16 protein-coding genes and 1 pseudogene are annotated in these 19,516 nt (G+C 56.1%); 6 read left to right on the forward strand and 11 right to left on the reverse strand.

Annotation, left to right across the window (positions count from 1 at the left end; genetic code table 11):
* Nucleotides 1-23: 23 nt before the first annotated feature.
* The 4 genes from ampD to aceF all read left to right on the forward strand — a co-directional run bounded on the left by ampD (nt 24) and on the right by aceF (nt 6,296).
* Nucleotides 24-590 carry a 1,6-anhydro-N-acetylmuramyl-L-alanine amidase AmpD gene (gene ampD, locus ABNH10_RS14160; RefSeq protein ID WP_288368004.1) on the forward strand — a complete coding sequence of 189 codons (567 nt, stop codon included), beginning with the start codon at nt 24-26 and terminating at the stop codon, nt 588-590.
* Nucleotides 587-1,432, forward strand: coding sequence for a hypothetical protein (locus ABNH10_RS14165; RefSeq protein WP_288368005.1), 846 nt, complete (start codon nt 587-589; stop codon nt 1,430-1,432). Before ampD ends, ABNH10_RS14165 begins: the two co-directional genes overlap by 4 nt.
* 357 nt (nt 1,433-1,789) lie before the next feature.
* Nucleotides 1,790-4,462, forward strand: a complete 2,673-nt coding sequence (aceE, locus tag ABNH10_RS14170; protein ID WP_349386545.1) for a pyruvate dehydrogenase (acetyl-transferring), homodimeric type — start codon at nt 1,790-1,792, stop codon at nt 4,460-4,462.
* A 52-nt stretch (nt 4,463-4,514) separates the two neighbouring features.
* Nucleotides 4,515-6,296 carry a dihydrolipoyllysine-residue acetyltransferase gene (gene aceF, locus ABNH10_RS14175; RefSeq protein ID WP_349386546.1) on the forward strand — a complete coding sequence of 594 codons (1,782 nt, stop codon included), beginning with the start codon at nt 4,515-4,517 and terminating at the stop codon, nt 6,294-6,296.
* Nucleotides 6,297-6,404: 108 nt separating this feature from the next.
* Here aceF and ABNH10_RS14180 read toward each other — a convergent pair whose 3' ends face one another.
* The 11 genes and pseudogenes from ABNH10_RS14180 to ABNH10_RS14225 form a co-directional block, all read right to left on the reverse strand.
* The gene (locus ABNH10_RS14180) at nt 6,405-6,713 is read right to left on the reverse strand and encodes a hypothetical protein (protein WP_349386547.1); all 309 of its coding nucleotides are present in this window, start codon (nt 6,711-6,713) and stop codon (nt 6,405-6,407) included.
* A 241-nt stretch (nt 6,714-6,954) separates the two neighbouring features.
* Nucleotides 6,955-7,314: a winged helix-turn-helix domain-containing protein gene (locus ABNH10_RS16295; protein WP_502877139.1), complete on the reverse strand. Its 360-nt coding sequence runs from the start codon at nt 7,312-7,314 to the stop codon at nt 6,955-6,957.
* A gap of 45 nt (nt 7,315-7,359) precedes the next feature.
* Nucleotides 7,360-7,644: pseudogene (locus ABNH10_RS16300) on the reverse strand (response regulator); the annotation flags it as partial.
* Entirely contained in the window at nt 7,641-8,996 is a 1,356-nt protein-coding gene (locus ABNH10_RS14190; protein ID WP_288368010.1) for an ATP-binding protein, read from the reverse strand. The gene ABNH10_RS14190 and the pseudogene ABNH10_RS16300, both read right to left, overlap by 4 nt.
* Before the next feature lie 175 nt (nt 8,997-9,171).
* Nucleotides 9,172-9,759 carry a cob(I)yrinic acid a,c-diamide adenosyltransferase gene (locus tag ABNH10_RS14195; protein ID WP_288368011.1) on the reverse strand — a complete coding sequence of 196 codons (588 nt, stop codon included), beginning with the start codon at nt 9,757-9,759 and terminating at the stop codon, nt 9,172-9,174.
* Entirely contained in the window at nt 9,759-11,726 is a 1,968-nt protein-coding gene (locus ABNH10_RS14200) for a TonB-dependent receptor plug domain-containing protein (RefSeq protein WP_349386549.1), read from the reverse strand. Before ABNH10_RS14200 ends, ABNH10_RS14195 begins: the two co-directional genes overlap by 1 nt.
* 163 nt (nt 11,727-11,889) lie before the next feature.
* The gene (locus tag ABNH10_RS14205) at nt 11,890-12,768 is read right to left on the reverse strand and encodes a ketopantoate reductase family protein (protein WP_349386550.1); all 879 of its coding nucleotides are present in this window, start codon (nt 12,766-12,768) and stop codon (nt 11,890-11,892) included.
* Between the two features lie 116 nt (nt 12,769-12,884).
* Complete coding sequence (locus tag ABNH10_RS14210; protein WP_349386551.1) at nt 12,885-13,835, reverse strand: GGDEF domain-containing response regulator; 951 nt, start codon at nt 13,833-13,835, stop codon at nt 12,885-12,887.
* An 87-nt stretch (nt 13,836-13,922) separates the two neighbouring features.
* Nucleotides 13,923-15,467 carry an AmpG family muropeptide MFS transporter gene (locus ABNH10_RS14215; RefSeq protein WP_349386552.1) on the reverse strand — a complete coding sequence of 515 codons (1,545 nt, stop codon included), beginning with the start codon at nt 15,465-15,467 and terminating at the stop codon, nt 13,923-13,925.
* Nucleotides 15,468-15,541: 74 nt separating this feature from the next.
* The gene (locus tag ABNH10_RS14220; RefSeq protein ID WP_349386553.1) at nt 15,542-15,847 is read right to left on the reverse strand and encodes an MGMT family protein; all 306 of its coding nucleotides are present in this window, start codon (nt 15,845-15,847) and stop codon (nt 15,542-15,544) included.
* 115 nt (nt 15,848-15,962) lie between these two features.
* On the reverse strand, nt 15,963-16,724 hold the full coding sequence (locus tag ABNH10_RS14225; protein WP_011587917.1) for an SDR family oxidoreductase: 762 nt from the start codon (nt 16,722-16,724) through the stop codon (nt 15,963-15,965).
* A gap of 515 nt (nt 16,725-17,239) precedes the next feature.
* Here ABNH10_RS14225 and ABNH10_RS14230 point away from each other — a divergent pair.
* Together ABNH10_RS14230 and groL are read left to right on the forward strand one after the other, a co-directional pair.
* Entirely contained in the window at nt 17,240-17,530 is a 291-nt protein-coding gene (locus ABNH10_RS14230) for a co-chaperone GroES (protein WP_349386554.1), read from the forward strand.
* A gap of 139 nt (nt 17,531-17,669) precedes the next feature.
* Nucleotides 17,670-19,316 carry a chaperonin GroEL gene (groL, locus tag ABNH10_RS14235; protein ID WP_349386555.1) on the forward strand — a complete coding sequence of 549 codons (1,647 nt, stop codon included), beginning with the start codon at nt 17,670-17,672 and terminating at the stop codon, nt 19,314-19,316.
* Nucleotides 19,317-19,516 lie beyond the last annotated feature (200 nt).

A 19,516-nucleotide genomic window follows, 5' to 3' on the forward strand; every position in this document is an offset into this window, starting at 1 on the left:
GCAGGTAAAAGGAGCTTGCGCGGGTGCTTACCCTTTCCGAACATCGAGTCGACCAGGCACAGTGGTGCCCTTCCCCTAATTTCAACGATCGCCCCGATCCTGCTGATATCTCCCTGCTGGTGATTCACAACATTAGCTTGCCCCCGGGCCAATTTGGTAGTGGCCATATTCAGGCGTTGTTTCAGAACTGCCTTGATCCAGCGCAACATCCTTATTTTGAAACCCTCCACCAGCTGACGGTGTCGTCTCATTTCTTGATTCGTCGCGATGGCAGCCTGGTGCAGTTTGTGCCGTGCGATAAGCGGGCTTGGCATGCCGGGCTCTCGACATTTCAAGGCCGTGAGAATTGTAACGACTTTGCCATCGGCATTGAGCTGGAAGGTACCGACACAATGCCTTACGAAACCGCCCAGTACGTTACGCTTGTTGCGCTTACGGGGCTTTTGCAGCATCACTATCCTGCTATTGTTGACACCCGTATTACCGGCCATGAGCACATCGCCCCGGGGAGAAAAACCGATCCGGGCCCTGCCTTCGACTGGCAGCGTTATCGTCAGCAGTTGGCCGCACTTAAGGAGCAAACAGCATGAAATTTATTGTTTTGATTGTGGTCATGGGGTTACGCCGGATGGACACTGGCTGGCCCAGCTTGCTGGCAGGTGATGAGCGGCACCAGTGCTGGTTGCAACGGTGTGGTAACCACATTGGACAGCCGGGCCGTGTTTGGTGGGGCGCGGTGCTGTTGCCGGCTGTGCTGATTGGCTGGGGTGCGTGTTGGTTATCGGGTTTTTGGGGGCAGCTGCTGGTGCTGGGGTTGGGCACCCCTTTGCTGCTTTGGTTGATCGGTAGTTACAGCGAGTTTCGTCATGTGGATGAGCTACTGGTGCGCGGCCGCATGAATGATCCTGAAGGTTTTGCAGCCTTGGCCACAGACGAGTTTTCTGTGGATGGGGTGCCCGGAGACCCGGCCTATCACCAGCAATTGAACGAGCAGATTCTGGCGCGGGAGGAACGTCTTTTTGTGGCGATATTCTGGTTAGTGTTATTGGGGTTTGGTGCCGCGTTCCTGGTGGTGATGAATCATGCTTGGCTGCAACGCCAGCGGCGTCATTGCAGCGAAGGGGATTCTCCTTGGCAACAGACACTGGATGACTGGTTACGCTTTCCCGCTCGACAGCTGCTGATTCTCAGCATGGCATTGGCTGGCGGTTTCAGCGCGGTGATGAACCAGATGCGTGGTAGTTGGTGGCAGTTGCACCCGCCCGCTTCATTGCTGTTGTCCGTGGCTAACGTAGCGAGAGAAGAAGACAGTGCGGCTTCCTCCGCCACGTTGAACGTCGCCATGGATCAGCTGGAGGGGCTGCAGGGCTTGCTGCTGCGCTGCGTCGCCATCTGGCTGATTGTGGCCGCGCTGTGGATTATATTGCTGTGAAAATGATGAGGTAGCCTGTCTTGTCGAGTGGCTTTATGGGTAACGAGGAAAGACTCAAAAGAGCTGGCATTGGTCGAATTCGCGTTTGTCGGTGCCGGGTTCAAGATAGCGAAACAACAGGGATAAATGGTTCATATATTGTGAAGGCTGATTTTTTTCGTCATTGGCCAACTTGACCGGCAACCGGTCTGCAGCGCTAGTATAAGCGTCACCGGTAACGCGGCAATCATGTTGCTTCGCCTCCGTCCGGTACAGCGAGACCACAGATCTCAGGCCCAGCCACCCTTTGGGTCTCTTTTCAGCGTCGTTGCAGTGATCCTGCGACGGCGCTTGGCAACGCGAAAAGGATGCACGCCCATGCAAAAACGCAGTTTTTTTGATGACGTTGATCCGGCAGAAACCCGAGAATGGCTCGAAGCCCTGGAATCGGTTGTCGAGCGCGAGGGACCAGAGCGAGCCGCTTGGCTACTCGACGCCATCACCAACGAAGCCCAGGAGCAAGGCGTTTATCGTACCCACCTTAATACGCCATACCTGAATACTATTGCGCCCAAAGACGAAGCCGCCATTCCCGGTGACATGTTCATGGAGCGCCGAATTCGCTCTCTGATTCGCTGGAATGCCATGGCCACAGTCATGCGGGCGAACATCGATAACGATGATGAGTTGGGTGGCCATATTGCCTCCTTTGCCTCCTCTGCCACGCTTTACGATGTGGGGTTTAACCATTTCTTCCGTGCCCCCAGTGAAGAAAACGAAGGCGATTTGGTGTTCTTTCAGGGGCATTCGGCACCGGGCGTGTACGCGCGGGCCTATTTGGAAGGGCGCATCAGTGAAGAGCAGTTGGATAATTTCCGCCGGGAAGTGGATGGTAAAGGGCTTTCGTCCTATCCGCACCCTTGGCTCATGCCGGACTTTTGGCAATTCCCCACTGTATCCATGGGGCTGGGGCCGATTCAGGCCATTTATCAGGCCCATATCATGAAGTACCTGCAAAACAGAGAGTTAATCCAAAAGGATAACCGCAAGGTCTGGGCATTTCTTGGTGACGGAGAAATGGACGAACCCGAATCCCTCGGTGCCCTCGGCCTGGCAGGCAGAGAAAAACTGGATAACCTGGTGTTTGTGGTGAACTGCAATCTGCAGCGGCTGGATGGCCCGGTGCGCGGCAATGGCAAGATCATTCAGGAACTGGAAGGTGTGTTCCGTGGTGCGGGCTGGAACGTGATCAAGGTCGTGTGGGGCCGCCTGTGGGATCCGCTGCTGGAGAAAGACAGCGAAGGCCTGCTGCGCCGCCGCATGGAAGAATGTGTGGATGGCGAATATCAGGCCTACAAGAAAAACGGTGGGGCTTACACGCGCGAACATTTCTTTGGCGAGAACCCGGAGCTAAAGAAACTGGTCGAGCATATGAGTGACGATGACGTGTATCGCCTGAACCGGGGCGGCCACGATCCGTTCAAGGTGTATGCGGCTTATGATGCGGCGGTGAAACATACGGGGCGGCCCACGGTGATTCTGGCCAAGACCGTAAAAGGCTATGCGACCGGTGCCGGAGAAGCCGTCAATAAGGCTCACCAGATGAAGAAGCTGGACCTGGAAAGCCTGAAGGATTTTCGTGACCGCTTCGACATGCCGTTCACCGATGAACAGTTGGAAGACGTGCCCTACTACCGCCCGGCGGCGGATTCCGCTGAGCTGCGTTATATGAAAGAGCAGCGCGACAAGCTGGGCGGCTATATGCCCGTGCGCCGGCAGAAGGCTAGTCAGCAATTAACCATCCCTGGGCTGGATGTGTTTGCCAATTTCCTTGAAGGCAGTGGTGATCGGGAAATCTCCACCACCATGGCCTTCGTGCGCATGATGAGCACGCTGATCAAGGACAAGCAGATCGGTGAGCGCGTGGTGCCGATTGTGCCCGATGAAGCACGGACCTTCGGCATGGAAGGGCTGTTTCGCCAGTTAGGGATTTACTCATCCGGTGGTCAGAAATACGAACCGGAAGATGCCGGCCAGGTGATGTACTACCGGGAAGACAAGAAGGGTCGCATTCTCGAAGAAGGCATCAACGAAGCGGGCGCCATGTCCGGTTGGCTGGCAGCGGCCACAAGCTACAGCGTTCATGACTTCACGTTGATTCCGTTCTACATCTATTACTCCATGTTCGGCTTTCAGCGTGTAGGCGATCTGGCTTGGGCGGCGGGGGATTCGCAAGCGCGGGGCTTCCTGTTGGGGGCCACTGCCGGGCGAACCACCCTCAACGGTGAAGGCCTGCAACACCAGGATGGCCACAGCCACCTCCTCGCCAGCACCGTGCCCAACTGTGTCAGCTACGACCCCACCTACAGCTATGAGCTGGCAGTCATTCTTCAGGATGGCCTCAGACGCATGTATGAGGACAACGAGAAGGTGTTCTATTACCTGACCCTGATGAATGAAAACTACGTGCACGGTGCCATGCCGGAGGGCGCGGAAGAAGGCATCCGCAAGGGCATGTATCTGTTGCGCGAAGGCAAACCGAAAACCAAGAAAACTCCTCGGGTTCAGTTATTGGGTAGTGGCACGATACTGCGCGAAGTGGAAGCCGCTGCAGAATTATTGCGAGAGGACTTTGGTGTGGCGGCGGATGTGTGGAGCGTCACCAGCTTCAACGAACTGCGCCGTGAAGGTCTTCGCATGGACCGTGATGACATGCTAAATCCGGAGAAGGACCGCACGCTAAACTGGGTAGAAAAATGCCTGGAGGGTCGTACTGGCCCGGTGATTGCGTCTACCGATTACATGCGCGCTTTCGCGGACCAGATCCGCCCTTGGGTGAAAGCTCCGTACTCGGTGTTGGGCACCGATGGGTTCGGGCGCAGTGACTCGCGTCAGAAGTTACGCCATTTCTTTGAAGTGGACCGTTACTTCGTGGTGCTGGCGGCACTGAATGCCTTGCGCAAAGAGGGCAAGGTTGAAGCTGCGGTGGTGAAGCAGGCTATCGAGAAATATGGCATCGACACGGATAAACCCTATCCGGTGATGCATTGATCGCACCCGTCACTGATTACCGATCAGTGATCTCACTATAAGGAGTCAAGGTGTGAGTAAAACGCAAATTCATGTTCCCGATGTGGGCAGCAGTGATCCTGTTGATATCATCGAGATCAGCGTGAAAGTCGGCGATACCATTAGCGCCGAAGATACGATTATTGTCATCGAATCTGACAAGGCTACGGTGGAAGTGCCTGCACCTCAGGGCGGCACCATTGCTTCTATCAGTGTGAAGGTAGGCGATCGGGTGAAGGAAGGTGATGTGGTGTTGGAGTTGGATGCCGAGGAGGACGATGACGCCTCGGACTCTGAATCCAAAGGAGATGATGGCAAGGAAAATGAAGCTGGGAGAACGGCTGACAATCAGGCTAAAGATAAGAAAAAAGAACCCCAGGCAAAGCCGCCCAGTGAGCAGGACAAACAGGACAACCCGGAAGCCAGCGAGAAAGCCAACCAACCCACAGAGCAGGCGGCAAGCAGCACGGAAACCGTGAAAGTGCCAGATCTCGGTGATATTGATGGGGCCGAGATTATCGAAGTGAATGTGGCCGTGGGTGACGAACTCGAGGAAGAGCAGGTCATCGTGGTGGTGGAATCGGACAAGGCGTCGCTGGAAATTCCGTCGCCCAAAGCCGGCAAGGTAGAATCGGTCAGCGTTAGCGTCGGCGACAAGGTTGGCACTGGTGATGCACTGATTACACTGGCGGTTGCCGGTAGTTCAGATTCTGCCTCGGCAGCAGACGACAAAGAAGAGCCTGATCGTGAAGAAGGTGGCGATGCTGGAAAGACCAATGCCTCCGGTAAAGAAAGCGCAGGCAAAAACGTTGAGAAAGAAGCAAAGAGAGACGCAAAGAGAGACGCGGAGAAAAAGGCTTCCCCTTCACCTTCCCGAGCGCAATCGGGCAATACCGGTGCTCCTCCTTCGACGCCTGTTCATGCGGGGCCGGCGGTGCGTAAGCTGGCCCGTGAGACTGGGGTGGATTTATCCCAGGTCAGCGCCACAGGCCCGAAAGACCGAATTCTCAAAGACGATGTGCATGCTTATGTGAAACAACGTCTGGAAGGGTCGCCACCGGCCGGCGGCGCTGGCGGTGGGCTGGCGGTAGACTTGCCGGATATCGATTTCAGTCAGTTTGGTGGTATTGATCGAGTTGAGCTGAATAAGCTGCGCAAAGTTTCTGCCCAGAACTTGACGCGTTCTTGGCTGACCATTCCCCATGTGACTCAGCATGACAATGCGGATATCACCGACCTGGAAGCATTCCGTAAAAACCAGAATAAACGTCTTGAACGTGAAGGCGTCAAGCTGACCATGTTGGCATTTCTGGTGGCTGCCTGTGCCCGAGCTTTGAAGGAATTCCCCCGTTTCAACAGCTCGCTGGAAAACAGTGGCGAAGCCTTGATTGAGAAGGGCTATATCAATATTGGTATCGCGGTGGATACCCCCAACGGCCTGGTTGTGCCGGTGATCAAGGATGCGGACAAGAAAGGGTTGAAGGATATTGCCCTGGAGATGGGGGAGCTGGCAGAGAAAGCCCGTAATCGCAAACTGACCCCCGCCGACATGAAAGGTGGGACCTTCAGTATTTCGTCCCTGGGCGGTATCGGTGGCACGGCATTTACGCCGATTGTGAACTGGCCGGAAGTGGCGATACTCGGTGTGAGTCGTTCTGACACACAGCCGGTGTGGGATGGGACCCAGTTCCAGCCGCGGCTGATTCTGCCGTTGAGCCTGTCCTACGATCATCGTGTCATTGATGGCGCGGCCGCAGCGCGATTCACGACTTATTTGAGCCAACTATTGACGGATATGCGCCAGGCACTGCTGTGAAAATGGTTGAGGAGTAGATACGTGACATTGCGAAAACCTACGTGATCTGCATAAACAAGGAAGGCCTTCATATGAAGGCCTTCCTTGTTAGTGGTGCTGCGTTATTGATTAACGCTCTTTGCGCTTTTCGTGGCGGTCGTCGCGGCGCTCTTTACGGTCTTCTTGCATTTGGGCCAGCTTTTCTTGCTGCTCGGGTGTCAGTAGTGCATTGATTTTTGCCTGGGTCTCATCGTGCAAGGCTTTCATTTTTTTACCCTGCTCTTCAAAGACCGTCGTCATTTGGGCGCTTTGCGCATCGGTCAATTCCAGTTTTTTGGTCATGTGCTCCACCATCTTTTCCCCGCCCCGGTGACCGGGACCCATGGCAAAGGCGGAGGTGGCAAAAACAGCGAGAATAACGATAGCGATCTTTTTCATGGGGCTCTCTCCTTGTGACTCCATTGAGTCCTTGAATGTGATGGAGAGAGTATTACGGAACAAGGTGCAAGGAATATGCAGGAAATAAGGAAGAGTAGCCATTAACGGCGAGCTTCTAGTTGCGAGGAAAAGATCATAAACCCGATTTTTAATGTTTGCGTTGAGGTCCCGGTCTTGTCTCATACTGCGTAGCTCGTAGCTCGTAGCTCGTAGCTCGTAGCTCGTAGCTCGTAGCTCGTTCTCAAGGCGTTTCCAGCCGATACCCTACTCCGTATACACTGCCAATCCAGTCATGGGACTGTTCGTCGCGGTCGCTGAGCTTGCGGCGCAGTTTGCGAATGTGGCTGTCGATGGTGCGGTCGGAAACCACACGGTGATCGTTGTAGATCTCGTCCATTAGCTGGTCTCGGGACCAGATACGGCCGGGCTGTCGAGAGAGGGTGCTCAGCAAGGCAAATTCAATAGCGGTAAGGCCGATGCGTTGCTGGCCCTGTGGTTGTTTGAGAATGGCTTCGTAGCGTTCCTCGTCCAGTTGCAAGCTGTGCTCTTGTTCGGGCAAGTCGGGATTGGCGCGTCGTAGCACCGCTTTCACCCGGGCCACCAGTTCGCGAGGGCTGAAGGGTTTGCAGAGGTAATCATCTGCGCCCAGTTCTAGTCCCAGTAGCCGGTCCACTTCATCTACCCGGGCAGTGACCATAATAATCGGTACATTGCTGTATTGGCGGATGGTCTTGCACACCTCCATGCCATCTCCGTCGGGTAGCATCAAGTCTAGTATGATTGCTTGAAAGGATTGCTCATGGGCCATGGCCATGGCCATGGCAGCTTTGGCGCTGTCTGTTTGTTTTGTCTGAAAATGAGCGTGATGTAGATAATCTGCCACAAGCTGTGACAGGCGAGGCTCATCTTCTACGATCAGGATGTGGCTCATAGGGCATGTCCCGGTAACGAAATATGGATACGAACCCCACCCAGAGGGCTGTGCTCTGCATGAAGCACTCCGCCGTGGGCTTGGACAATGCGTTGGCAAATGGCCAGCCCCAGGCCCGACCCGCCGGTGCGGCGATTGCGCGAGCTCTCAACTCGGTACAAGTGATCAAACAGTTTAGGTAGGGCATCGTCGGAGACGCCAGGGGCGCTGTCGTCCACCGTCAATTGCCAGGTATTGTCTTCCTGTTGGCGCAGGGACACCGATAGCTCGCCGCCGTCGGCGGTGTACTTGAGGCTGTTCTGGAACAGGTTATCCAGTAACTGCCGCAGGCGCACAGGATCCTGCTGGATCAGAGCTTGGTCGGGTAAGGCGGTTCTACAGGTGATGCCACGTTGTGCGAACGAACTGTGATAACTGTCGAGAACGTCTTCTATCAGGCTGCTCAGGTCTTCCAAACGGAACTGGTAGCGTAGATTGCCACCGTCGGCCAACGCCAGATCGTGCAGGTCGTTAATCAGGTGGGTAAGTTGAGCGACCTCACTTTCTAATCCTTTCAGGCTTTCCTGATTCAATGGTCGTATGCCATCGCAAAGTGCTTCTAGCTCGCCTTGCAGAATAGCTACCGGAGTACGCAGTTCATGGGCGATATCTGAGAACCAACGCTGACGGGCCTGTTGGCCCTGGTCGAGCCGTTCGGCGAGCTGGTCGACCTGACGGGTCAAGGTGCCGAGTTCATCCCGTCGATCACTGGCCAGGCGAGAGTCGTAGTTACCTTCCTGTAATTCTCTTGTATGGCGTGAGAGCGCCAGAATTGGTGCCACCAGATGGCGGGCCAGCAGCCAGGAGACCAGTAGAGATAAGGCAAGCCCCACACAGAGCATCCACAGGGCAAAGCGAAGCTGCCGGCCCATGAATCGGCGATCTAGTTTGTCGCGAATAGCTTCCTGGTCTGGGTAGGTTAGATAGCCCACGATGCGGTTGTTATCTTGGATAGGAACGTCAATACGGTATTTTTTCGGGGCAGGCGGGCCAAACAACACACGCTTGTGGGCATCGAGCAATTGCAGGCGGCGGTGATCGCCGCGCTCGTCTTTTCCTTCCTCTCGATCCCCGGCTAGCCAGTAAAGCCGTTTGAGGCGACGGGGGTCATCGCGAAGAAATTGCCAAGAGCCCTGCTGTTGGTACAGGTTGCCCAGGTGGTTGGCCAGCCGTTCCACTTGGGATTGCTGGCGTTCGTCCAAGTAAGTGTCGAGGCTACGCACGAAAGACAGATAATAGAATCCGCTGGCGGCTAGGATAAGAACCAGAAAGGTGCCCAGGAAAATCAGAAACAGCTTATTACGAATGCCCATGGCGCTACATCATCAGTCAGGGCATTCAGTGTAGCGCGCTAGCGTTAGAGGTGGGCCGGTTTGCACAATCTTTCCATAATACAAAGCCACACGCCCGAAGCCAGACAAAGAAACGCACAGGAATGGGCGCTTTGTTTTCATGTTTGGCCTCAAGCATCGGGCATGTGGCGCGCACTTAGCGGTCCGCTTTGGGAATCCACAAAGTTTCAGGGTGCTCGTGGCGCAGGTTGATCAGCCGTGCCATAACAAAGAGCAGGTCGGAAAGCCGGTTGATCAGCGCCTGACTCACGGGATTGACCGCGTCTTCGTCGGCGTCGCGCAGGGCTATCACGTGGCGCTCCAGTCGGCGCGCCACAGTGCGGCAGTGGTGGCACCAGGCGGCATCAGGATGCCCACCGGGAAGGACAAACTCTTTCAGTGGTGGCAGCTCGGCATTGATAGTATCGGCTTGGGATTCCATCTCTACCAGGTCATGATCATCGATTACCCTGTGGCCGGGAATCGCCAGTTCGCCGCCGATGTCGAACAGCATTTGCTGTATTAAACCCAACAACGCATCCAAATCTGCATCCTGCGGGCGTGCGCGTAACACCCCAAGGGCGCTATTCAGTTCGTCGAGCTCGCCGAGAACCACAATGCGAGGGTCATGTTTGCTTACTCGAGAGCCGTCGGCCAGTCCGGTTTCGCCGGCATCGCCGGTGCGGGTTATAACCCGGTTGATGCGGGTCTTGTCGAGGTTTCCGGTTTTATTGGTGTCACTCATTACAGCTCCATGCCCAGTGCAACTCGGTAATGGCGTTCTGGCAGCGGGTAGAGTACCGCGCTGCTGCTGGCCGGATTGTAGTTACCGTAGTCGGCGTTCACGTTATCTTCCAGATTGTAGACACCGGCTTTGAGATAGAGTTTGCGATAGCGGGCAGTCAGTTGCAGATCAGTGGTGCGATAGTGGTCCAACTTGCGGTATTCGTTGTCCAGGTCAGCATCGTAGTGTCGGTCGCCCACATAGCGGTGGCTGATCTGGGCGGATAGCCAGGATAGCGCCTGCCAGTCGGCGATTAACTTCATGGTGTGTTCGGGTACCAGGGGCACATCGTTGCCGCTGAATGGTCCGCCATCAAAGCGGGCTTGTTGGGCGCTGGCATTAGCGGTGAAGGTGATATCTTTATCCAGCTGCCAATGGGAGTTGATACTAACGCCTTTATGAATGGTCCGATCATCCAGATTGCGGTTGGCGAAAGCGATGGGGTCGTAAACAATTTCGTTATCGATTTCGGCACGCCAGAAGGTGAGGGTGGAATGCTGACGTCCTTGCGACCAGCTGGCCCCGGTGGTGTAACTGTGGCCAGTTTGTGGATCAGCGGGCGGATTAAAGGGCGAAAGCTCATCCACGTTGGCGATTCGCACACTGCGCTGGGCGCCGGCGAAAAGGGCTAAGTTGCCAGTGAACGTATAACGGATGCCCCCCTCGTACATTTCACCGTCTTGTTCCTTGTCGGCACCTTCTCCGCTGAGCGTACTTTCCAGATGGCGGGCGCCGGCGCTGACAGACAGTTTCGGGGTTAGGCTAACCAGGTTATGCACGTACCAAGCACGCTGGCTCTGTTCTAGCTCACGATCGCCGAAATTGAAATTGGTGCGGCTGGTGTAATCGTATTCGTGCAGATCGAAGCCTAAGGTCCAGTTATGGATAGCGCTGCCGGTGGCGGTCTGGCCTTCTAGCTTGGGGGTAAAGCTGTAGCTGTCGACCACGGATTCACCATTGAAACCGCCGGAGGGGTAGCGGTATTCCTGGGTTTGACGGCGGCGGCTGGCGTCTAGGGTCAGGGCAGTGTTGCCGGCCATGCCAATACGTACGCCAGGCATCAGCCAGTAGCTTTCCTGTTCGGCTTCATCGTCGGGGGTATCGGCGCCTTGCGGGTCATTGTTGAATGCTCGTGGATCGCGGCCACCGGGTAGGTCCAGGGATTGTGTCTCGCCGTTGGCAGTGAAATACGCTTCAAAGCGGTCTTGATGGTAACGCAGATCGGCGAAGGCGCTGTCGTTGCGCAGGGCGTTGTTGTCCCGATAGCTGTCGCTGTCCTGCGTGCTCAGGGCCACGGCTCCACTCACGTTGTCATGGTTGCCGGTGGCATAAACATTGCCGCCCACGTTGTTGTAACTGCCGCTGTGGATTTCCACCCCGGCACTATTGCGGTAGTGGCGGCGGGTAACAATGTTGACCACCCCGCCTACAGCGCCGTTGCCGTACAGGGCGGCTCCGGCCCCAGGCAACACTTCGATGCGCTCAATGGCCGCAAGGGGGAGACCGGTTAGTTGCGGCGGGGCTTGATCGATGTTGGATAGCCGGCGACCGTTCAACAGGATCAGGGTGTTTTGGTTACCGGTGGCGCCGAAACCGAGCAGGTCTACACTGGTTCTGCTGCCGTTGATGCCATACAGGCGGCTGCTTTGCAGGCCGCCTACGCTGTCCAGCACTTCCGCAAGGTTCGTTGCCGGTAGGCTGTCGATGGCTTCTCGGTCGATCACCACGGTACCGGTGGGGAGCTCACCTGCCAAGCTGCTGTTGCTGGCGCCACTGACCTTTACGGTGCCCAGAGCATGGCGGCCGGGAGCGGTGTCCGATGTGCTCTCGGCTTCGTTGGCGATACCCGCAAGCGGGACAGTTAATAGCAAGCTGGCAGCTGCGGGTATAAAAAGCGCACGTTGGTGAGTAGAGCGGCGAGTGGACATTTATCCTCCGAACAATGGGGTCTTCTCGCAGGGGAGCTTACCAGAGGTTGGCGCTTAGCAGGCTGTTGAAAAGCCCTTTGCACACCTGACCCGCCCTGAAGAGACCATAAGATTGCGAGTTAACCTGAAAGGCTGAGCATGCAAAGGGCTTTTCAACCGCCTGTTAGGGCTTGGATGTGAGTGCCTCAACTAGCCGTTGATGGCTGGGCAGGTCCATGCCCTGGGCTTCCGCCTGGCGGAGTAACCAGCCATTGATGGCCTCGATTTCCGTCGTGGCACCCCGCTGACAATCTGCGCGCATGGAGGAGGTGTTGTTGGCAGTCTCGCGGATCACCTGTAGCACGGCCGTGAATGAATCCCCGGGCCACTGCGAGTCTAGTATTGTCAGCAGGGCGTCGGCTTCGCCGCACAGGGTTCGGGCTTGGTCTAGCAGGGTGGGGTCGTTCATGAGTGCGCCGTTAGGTACATCGTACAAGGCGGTGAGCGGATTGATTACCGCGTTGGCCACCAGTTTCCTCCATTGAACTAGGCGTATGTCCGCTTCCCAGTGCAGGTTGGGCCAGTGAATTTGAAGGCCTTCAAACCATTCAGGCGGTTGCGGAGTGCCGCCGATCCACGTGGCATTTTCCGCCACGATGGTGTGCTGTGGCGATTGCCCTTTTACTGCACTGGTGGTAATCGCCTCCAGCATGACGGAGCCTGAAGGGAGCCGGCCAGCCAGCGCGCCTACCCCATTTTGGAAGCGCAGCACCTGTGTCTCGTTATTGAGATGGCCTTTCACCCTCTGTAACGCTGAATCCGTGTAGGGCGTTTTACTGGCTACCAGCACATGCTTAATGGCCGCGGGCAGCTCGGCTGGGCTGACGCAGGGCAGGGTGAGCGACATGCTTTGATCAGCAAAGATAAGCCGCTTGTACAGTGGCGATCGCGGGCTATTGGTAACGACGCTGACGGCATGCCCCGCACGGGCCAGATACCAGGCCGCTAGTGTGCCCATGTTGCCGGCACCGAGCAGATACCAGTGGGGAAGAGGTTCAGTCATGGAGAAATAGTAAGCCCTGTAGCAAAGGAAAAGGAGGTTTTTCTCTGTGGTGGGCAAGCGTGTGGCAGTGTGCTGTAAGGGTAAACCGCTGATGGTTTCTAAGCCGAAGCAAGCCGTTAGCTATCTGCGACGGTGGCCACAATACGCTTTTCTGCCAGCGCCTGTTCCAGTTTCAGACTGGTCTGGTCGAGCATTGTCTTCGGGTTGCTGCTGCCTTCTGAGGCGACCATAGCGATGCTGACTTGCAGGTTGAGGAAGCCGGCGACGGTCTGGTAGGCGCGGTGGTTTAAGTTGTCGTACAGGCGCCGAAAACTAGCGGGATCGCAGTGGTTCAAGTGGGGTTGATGGGTGATCAGCGCAAAGTGATCTTGCTGCAGGCGACAGAGGTGATCCATGGGCCGCACGGATTGGCGCAACCGGCGGCTGAAGGCGAGTACGGCTTGTTGCATGACTTTGTTGCCACGCTTACGTTGCTGCTGCTCGAATTCTTCCACGCGCATCAGTAGCATGCAGGCGGCTCCGCCGCGTTTCTCCGCGTGCTTGAGGGTGCTGTCCAAGGCCCGCAGGGCATCCTGGTGATTGCCGAATCCGGTGAGCGGATCGATCAGTGCCTGACGCTTGAGCTGACGATTCACGGTTAACATGCGCTGGTAGTCGGTTTGTACTCGGTTATGGCGCTGGATAATGCGGTCGGCGGCCATCACCCGGTGTTGCAGCTGCTCGGTCATGGCGGATTTGGAAACAAAGTCATCGACGCCCTGATCGAAAGCCTGTTGCAGAGCGTCCACCCCTTCGCGAGCGGTGAGTAGCAGCACATAGGTGTAGCGGTTGTTGGCTTCGTCGTTCTGGCGAATGCGACGGGTTAATTCCAGACCGTCCATGCCCGGCATCAACCAGTCGGCAACCACCAGATCTGCCGGTTTTTTGGACAGCTGGGCAAGGGCGTCGTGGGCGCTTTGAGCTTGGCGGATGCCGGTATAGCCGGCGGTGGCCAGAGTGCGATTGACCACGGCGGCGGAGAAACGGGCGTCGTCTACCACCAAGATATCGAGTTCAGAAACGGTCATCGGATTTCTTATTGTTTGTAGGCCCGCACTATAGCCGGTTTGTGAATTGATTGAAAAGTAGCCGATGGGCGGTGATTTATGGTGGGGTTAGTCCTTAAAAGCGCTATGTCGCTGAATCAGGTAGATCAGGCCCAACACTGGCACGCCCATCAGGCTGGCCAGCAGGAAGAAGCCCGGGTAGCCCAAGTTGTCCACCATGCTGCCGGAATAACCGCCAATGGTTTTCGGTAACAAGGTCATCAATGAGCTGAAGATAGCGTACTGCACGGCAGTGAAGGACACATTTGTGAGCTGGGAAAGGAAGGCCACAAAGGCGGCACTGGCCAGGCCCGCGGTGAGGTTGTCGGCGGAGATCACCGCATAGAGGATGCGGATATCGTGGCCTGCATAGGCCAGCCACAGAAACAGCAGATTGGTGGCTACGGTGAGAAAGGCGCCGAGGTAAAGTACCCGAATGACACCGTGACGCATGGCCAGCAGGCCGCCCAGAAAACCCCCGGCGATAGTCATGAATAGACCAAAGGTTTTTACCACCCCGGCAATTTCGTTTTTGGTGAAACCCATGTCTTCAAAGAAGACGTTGGAAATAACGCCAAGGACAATATCGGAAACGCGATAAAATCCTATGAATACCAGCAGCAACAATGCCAGGCGTTTGCCATAACGCTGGAAAAAATCCTTCACCGGGTCGAGGTAGCTTTCTTGCACCAGTTTTTGGTCATACAGCGGTGTCAGGGAGAGAGTCTTGAGTAATGCGGCCACCAGAGTGATTGCCAGAGCCAACCTAAGGGTTTCCACCACCAGGCCGGATAAGGCGCCGTTGTTCATCGCGTCAGTCAGCGTTTGCCGCAGTGCGGAGGCCGCTCCAGCGGTGAGCACGTACACCGTCACGAAGGCGGCGATGCCCGCCACAAACAGGGTTAAGAACTTGAGGTATTGGCGGCTGCTGTAGTGTGCGTTTGAAGGTCTGGGATTGGCCGGCTCACGAATGATCAGGGTAGTGATGACACCGACCAGCATGGTTAGCGCCATGAGGGCATAGGTGTTTTGCCAGGCGGCATAGCGGTAAGACTCACTGGTGGAGCCGAGCCAGCTGGCCAACACCAGTGAGCCGGCTCCGGAGGTGAGCATGCCGATGCGGTAGCCGGCGATATAGGACGAAGACATCATCGCCTGCAATTCCGCTCCGGCAGATTCAATCCGGTAAGCATCGATCACCACATCCTGGGTAGCGGCGGTGAAGCCCAGCAGCACTACCGCAAAGGCCATCAAATTCAGGGCGCCAGGTTGGGTTGGGTCGACCAGGGAAATGCTGAAAATAGCAGCGGCAACGGCCAGTTGTGCCACCAGCAACCAGGCCCGCCGTCGGCCTAGCCAGCGCGTAAGGGCCGGCACAGGCAAGCGGTCAATCAGTGGTGCCCAGAGAAACTTAAATGAATACGCCAGCGCTGCCCAGCTGAAGTAGGTGACAGTGGAACGGTCGATGCCGGCCTCGCGCAGCCATAGTGATAGCGAGGAAAAAATTAGTAGCAGAGGAATACCCGCTGAAAAACCATAAAAGAACATGGTCGCTACACGGGGGTGCAGGAAGGCCTTCAGGGATTGCTGCCAGCTAGAAGATTGTGAGGGCATAGGGCTCTTGGCGGGTATTGCGGATGAGGGAAAGACTCATCATAGACGCTTTGTTCCTGCGGAGCGATCTAGGTTCATTGTGGGGCAAGAAAATAAGGCTTGGGCACGCGATCATTTATTACCGGAATATTTTCGTCACGTAATCGTTGTGTTTGAATCTGCCCTGCGGGTGTGCCGACTAAGGCAATGTGTCTGTCGGAGCGCAACACCCGGTGCCAGGGCAGACGGGTATCCTCGGGTAACTGGCTCATCAACCGGCCGACAAAACGAGCATGGCGCGGAAAGCCCGCCTGGCGAGCCACAGCGCCATAACTGCTGACTTTGCCCGGTGGGATGGCCGCAACAATCTGGTAAACGGCCTCTCGGAATTCTGGATTCATGGGGCTATAGCCTCAAGCGACAAGCTTCCAGCTACAAGGAAAGGCGGAAAAAATAAAAGGGTGGCCGCGAAGGCTTGCCCTTTTATTTAGCCAGAACATCATGCTGGCTTGCCGCTCAGCGCAGGCCGCCATCCATGTCGATGCAGCGACCGGTGAAATAGTCGGTCTCGAAAATGAAGGCCACACTGCGAGCAATGTGCTCCGCTTCACCCAAGCGCTTGAGCGGTACCGCCTGCACCAACCGATCGCGGGCTTCCGGTTTCATGGCTGCTAGCATGTCGGTATTGATGGTGCCCGGTGCTACCGCCCCGGTACGGATGTTGTAGCGGGCCAGTTCTCTCGCCCACACCTCGGCCATGGCCGCTACCCCTGACTTGGCAGCAGAGTAGTTGCTTTGGCCAAAGCTGCCATGACGGGCCAGGGATGAAATGTTCACGATCACGCCTTCCTCGACGCCGGTTTCCACCATTTTGGCGGCGGCTTCCCGGCCACACAGGAACACCCCTGTCAGGTTCACGTCGATCACGGCTTGCCATTGTTGCAAGCTCATTTTACTGATCAATTCACCTTCTTTGGCTTTAATGAGTAGCCCATCGCGGGTTATGCCCGCGTTGTTGACCAGACCGTGCAGGGTGCCGAAATCGGCCACCACATTGTTGAACAGCGCTTCCACTTCTTCTTCTTTGGCCACATTGGCCAGGTAGGCGCGTGCTTCGCCACCGGCCGCTTCGCAGGCGGCTACGGTGGCATCCAAGTCTTCCTGGTTAAGATCCACACAGGCTAGCCGGGCGCCTTTACCAGCAAAAAAGGTGGCGATGCCACGGCCCAAGCCACGGCCGGCGCCGGTTACAACAATCACTTTCTGGTTCAATTCCATGGTGATTCCTTACAGTGTCGGTTCATGGTGCAACGGATTATGGTGAGGCGCAGGAGGCAGGCCAATGACCGGATTGCTCAGGCCTGCAGCAAAACGGGAAACGGATGAGCGGGCGTTGAATGCACCAGGAAGCAGAAGCCCGATTGTGTATTTATTGGCACGGCAGTGCGGTGGCGCCGTTGGTATGGAGGGCGGACAGCACAGTGGCTGGCAGAGCGCGGCATGATTGACGGTATTCGCCCGGTGGCGTGCGCAAGCGCAGTGTAGCCGTGGCGCGGGGATCTGTTCCGGGAGATTTTTTCCTCTCCAGCTCTTGAATCCCGCCGTGGCGACCCCATTCCACGGCCAACAGGCAGGCAAAGGGAATCATTGGCCAGTGCCGGTATTTCTTGTTGACTGTTCTGGTGTCCTTACTATGATTAGCACTCCACTCATGAGAGTGCTAATTCTGACTATTGAGTCCGGCCATTGTGCCGACTCGGGTGTCGAAGAACTAACTGGGAGTTTAAGGAAAAATGAGCATCCGTCCTTTGCATGATCGCGTGCTGGTTCGCCGTGAAGAGGAAGAAACCAAATCTGCTGGCGGTATTGTGCTGCCTGGTTCCGCTGCCGAGAAGCCGTCCCGTGGTGAAGTTATCGCCGTGGGCAATGGCAAAATCACCGAAAATGGCGATGTGCGTCCGCTGGACGTAAAAGCCGGTGATACGGTGATCTTCGGCCAATACTCCGGCAGCACCGTGAAGGTGGAAGGCGAAGAGCTGCTGATCATGAGCGAAGCTGAAATTCTGGCCGTCGTCGAAGGCTAAGTTGCGAAGGCCAAGGGTTGCAAGGCTCAGCGCTTAAGGCGAATAGCCCGGGTAACCCAGTTCCGCTCCAGACAGACATCGAACGCCCGCAAGGGCATTCAGCCCATTACTGGGTAAAGAATTGCAGAGGTATAGAAGCATGGCTAAAGAAATTTTGTTCCGTGACGAAGCCCGTCAACGTATGGCTAAAGGCGTCAACATTCTGGCAGACGCCGTCAAAGTAACTTTGGGCCCGAAAGGCCGTAACGTGGTGCTGGAAAAATCCTTCGGCGCCCCGTCCATCACTAAAGATGGCGTTTCCGTTGCCCGCGAAATCGAACTGGAAGATAAGTTCGAGAACATGGGTGCGCAGATGGTCAAGGAAGTGGCTTCCAAGGCCAACGACGAAGCGGGTGACGGCACCACCACCGCCACCGTGCTGGCTCAGGCGTTCGTGAACGAAGGCCTGAAGTCCGTAACCGCGGGCATGAACCCCATGGACCTGAAGCGCGGCATCGATCAAGCCGTTGCGGCCGTAGTGGAAGAGCTGAAAAAGCTATCTACTCCGTGCGACAACACCAAGAGCATTGAGCAGGTAGGGACTATCTCTGCCAACGCCGACAAATCTGTTGGTGAGATCATCGCCCAGGCCATGGAAAAAGTGGGTCAGGAAGGGGTTATCACTGTTGAAGAAGGCCAGTCTCTGCAGAACGAGCTGGACGTGGTTGAAGGTATGCAGTTTGACCGCGGTTACCTGAGCCCTTACTTCATCAACAATCAGGAAAAGATGCAGGTCGAGCTGGAAGACCCGTACATCCTGTTGGTAGACAAGAAGATCTCCAACATCCGTGAGCTGTTGCCAGCCCTGGAAAATGTGGCTAAAGCAGGCAAGCCGCTGCTGATTATCGCTGAAGACATTGAAGGCGAAGCACTGGCCACTCTGGTAGTGAACAACATGCGCGGCATCATCAAGTGTGCCGCTGTGAAGGCGCCGGGCTTCGGTGATCGTCGCAAGGCCATGCTGCAAGATATCGCCATCCTCACCGGCGGTACCGTCATCAGCGAAGAAGTAGGCCTGAGCCTGGAAAATGCGTCCCTGGAAGATCTGGGTACGGCCAAGAAAGTGAACATCGACAAGGAAAACACCACCATTGTTGATGGCGCTGGCCAGCAGGCAGATATCGATGGCCGTGTGGAGCAAATCCGCAAGGAAATCGAAAACTCTTCCTCAGACTACGACAAGGAAAAACTGCAAGAGCGCGTGGCCAAACTGGCTGGCGGTGTTGCGGTAATCAAAATCGGTGCTGCCACCGAAATTGAAATGAAAGAGAAGAAAGCCCGTGTTGACGATGCTCTGCACGCTACCCGTGCTGCGGTAGAAGAAGGTGTGGTACCGGGCGGCGGTGTTGCTCTGGTTCGCGCTCTCGCCAATGTTGGCGCCATCAAAGGTGACAACGACGAGCAGAACGCCGGTATTGCCCTGACTTTCCGTGCGCTGGAAATGCCGCTTCGCCAGATTGCCTATAACGCCGGCGCGGAAGCGTCCGTGATTGTGCAGGAAGTGCGTAATGGCAAAGGTAACTACGGCTACAACGCAGCCTCCGGTGAATACGGTGACATGTTGGAAATGGGTATTCTCGATCCCGCCAAAGTGACCCGTTCTGCTCTGCAGGCCGCGGCCTCCATTGCTGGCCTGATGATCACCACCGAAGCCATGGTGGCGGACAAGCCGGAAGAAAACGCCGGTGCCGGTGCCCCAGACATGGGCGGCATGGGTGGAATGGGCGGTATGGGCGGAATGATGTAAATCATCAGCGCTTAACACGCTCCAAAGAGAACCCCGCCTTGTGCGGGGTTTTCTTTTTTAAAGACATAGACAATTTTCAGGCTATAAGCTGCCGCCGGGTTCGATGTCGCGGTCATGCCGCTAACGGATGCGTTGTGCCGCTTATTTAGGTCCCGGGTTTCGCCCTGTCAGAATTTGTACACGTCCATCCTGCGGCTTGT

It is taken from the genome of Alcanivorax sp. (genome assembly GCF_040119285.1).
GTDB lineage: Bacteria > Pseudomonadota > Gammaproteobacteria > Pseudomonadales > Alcanivoracaceae > Alcanivorax.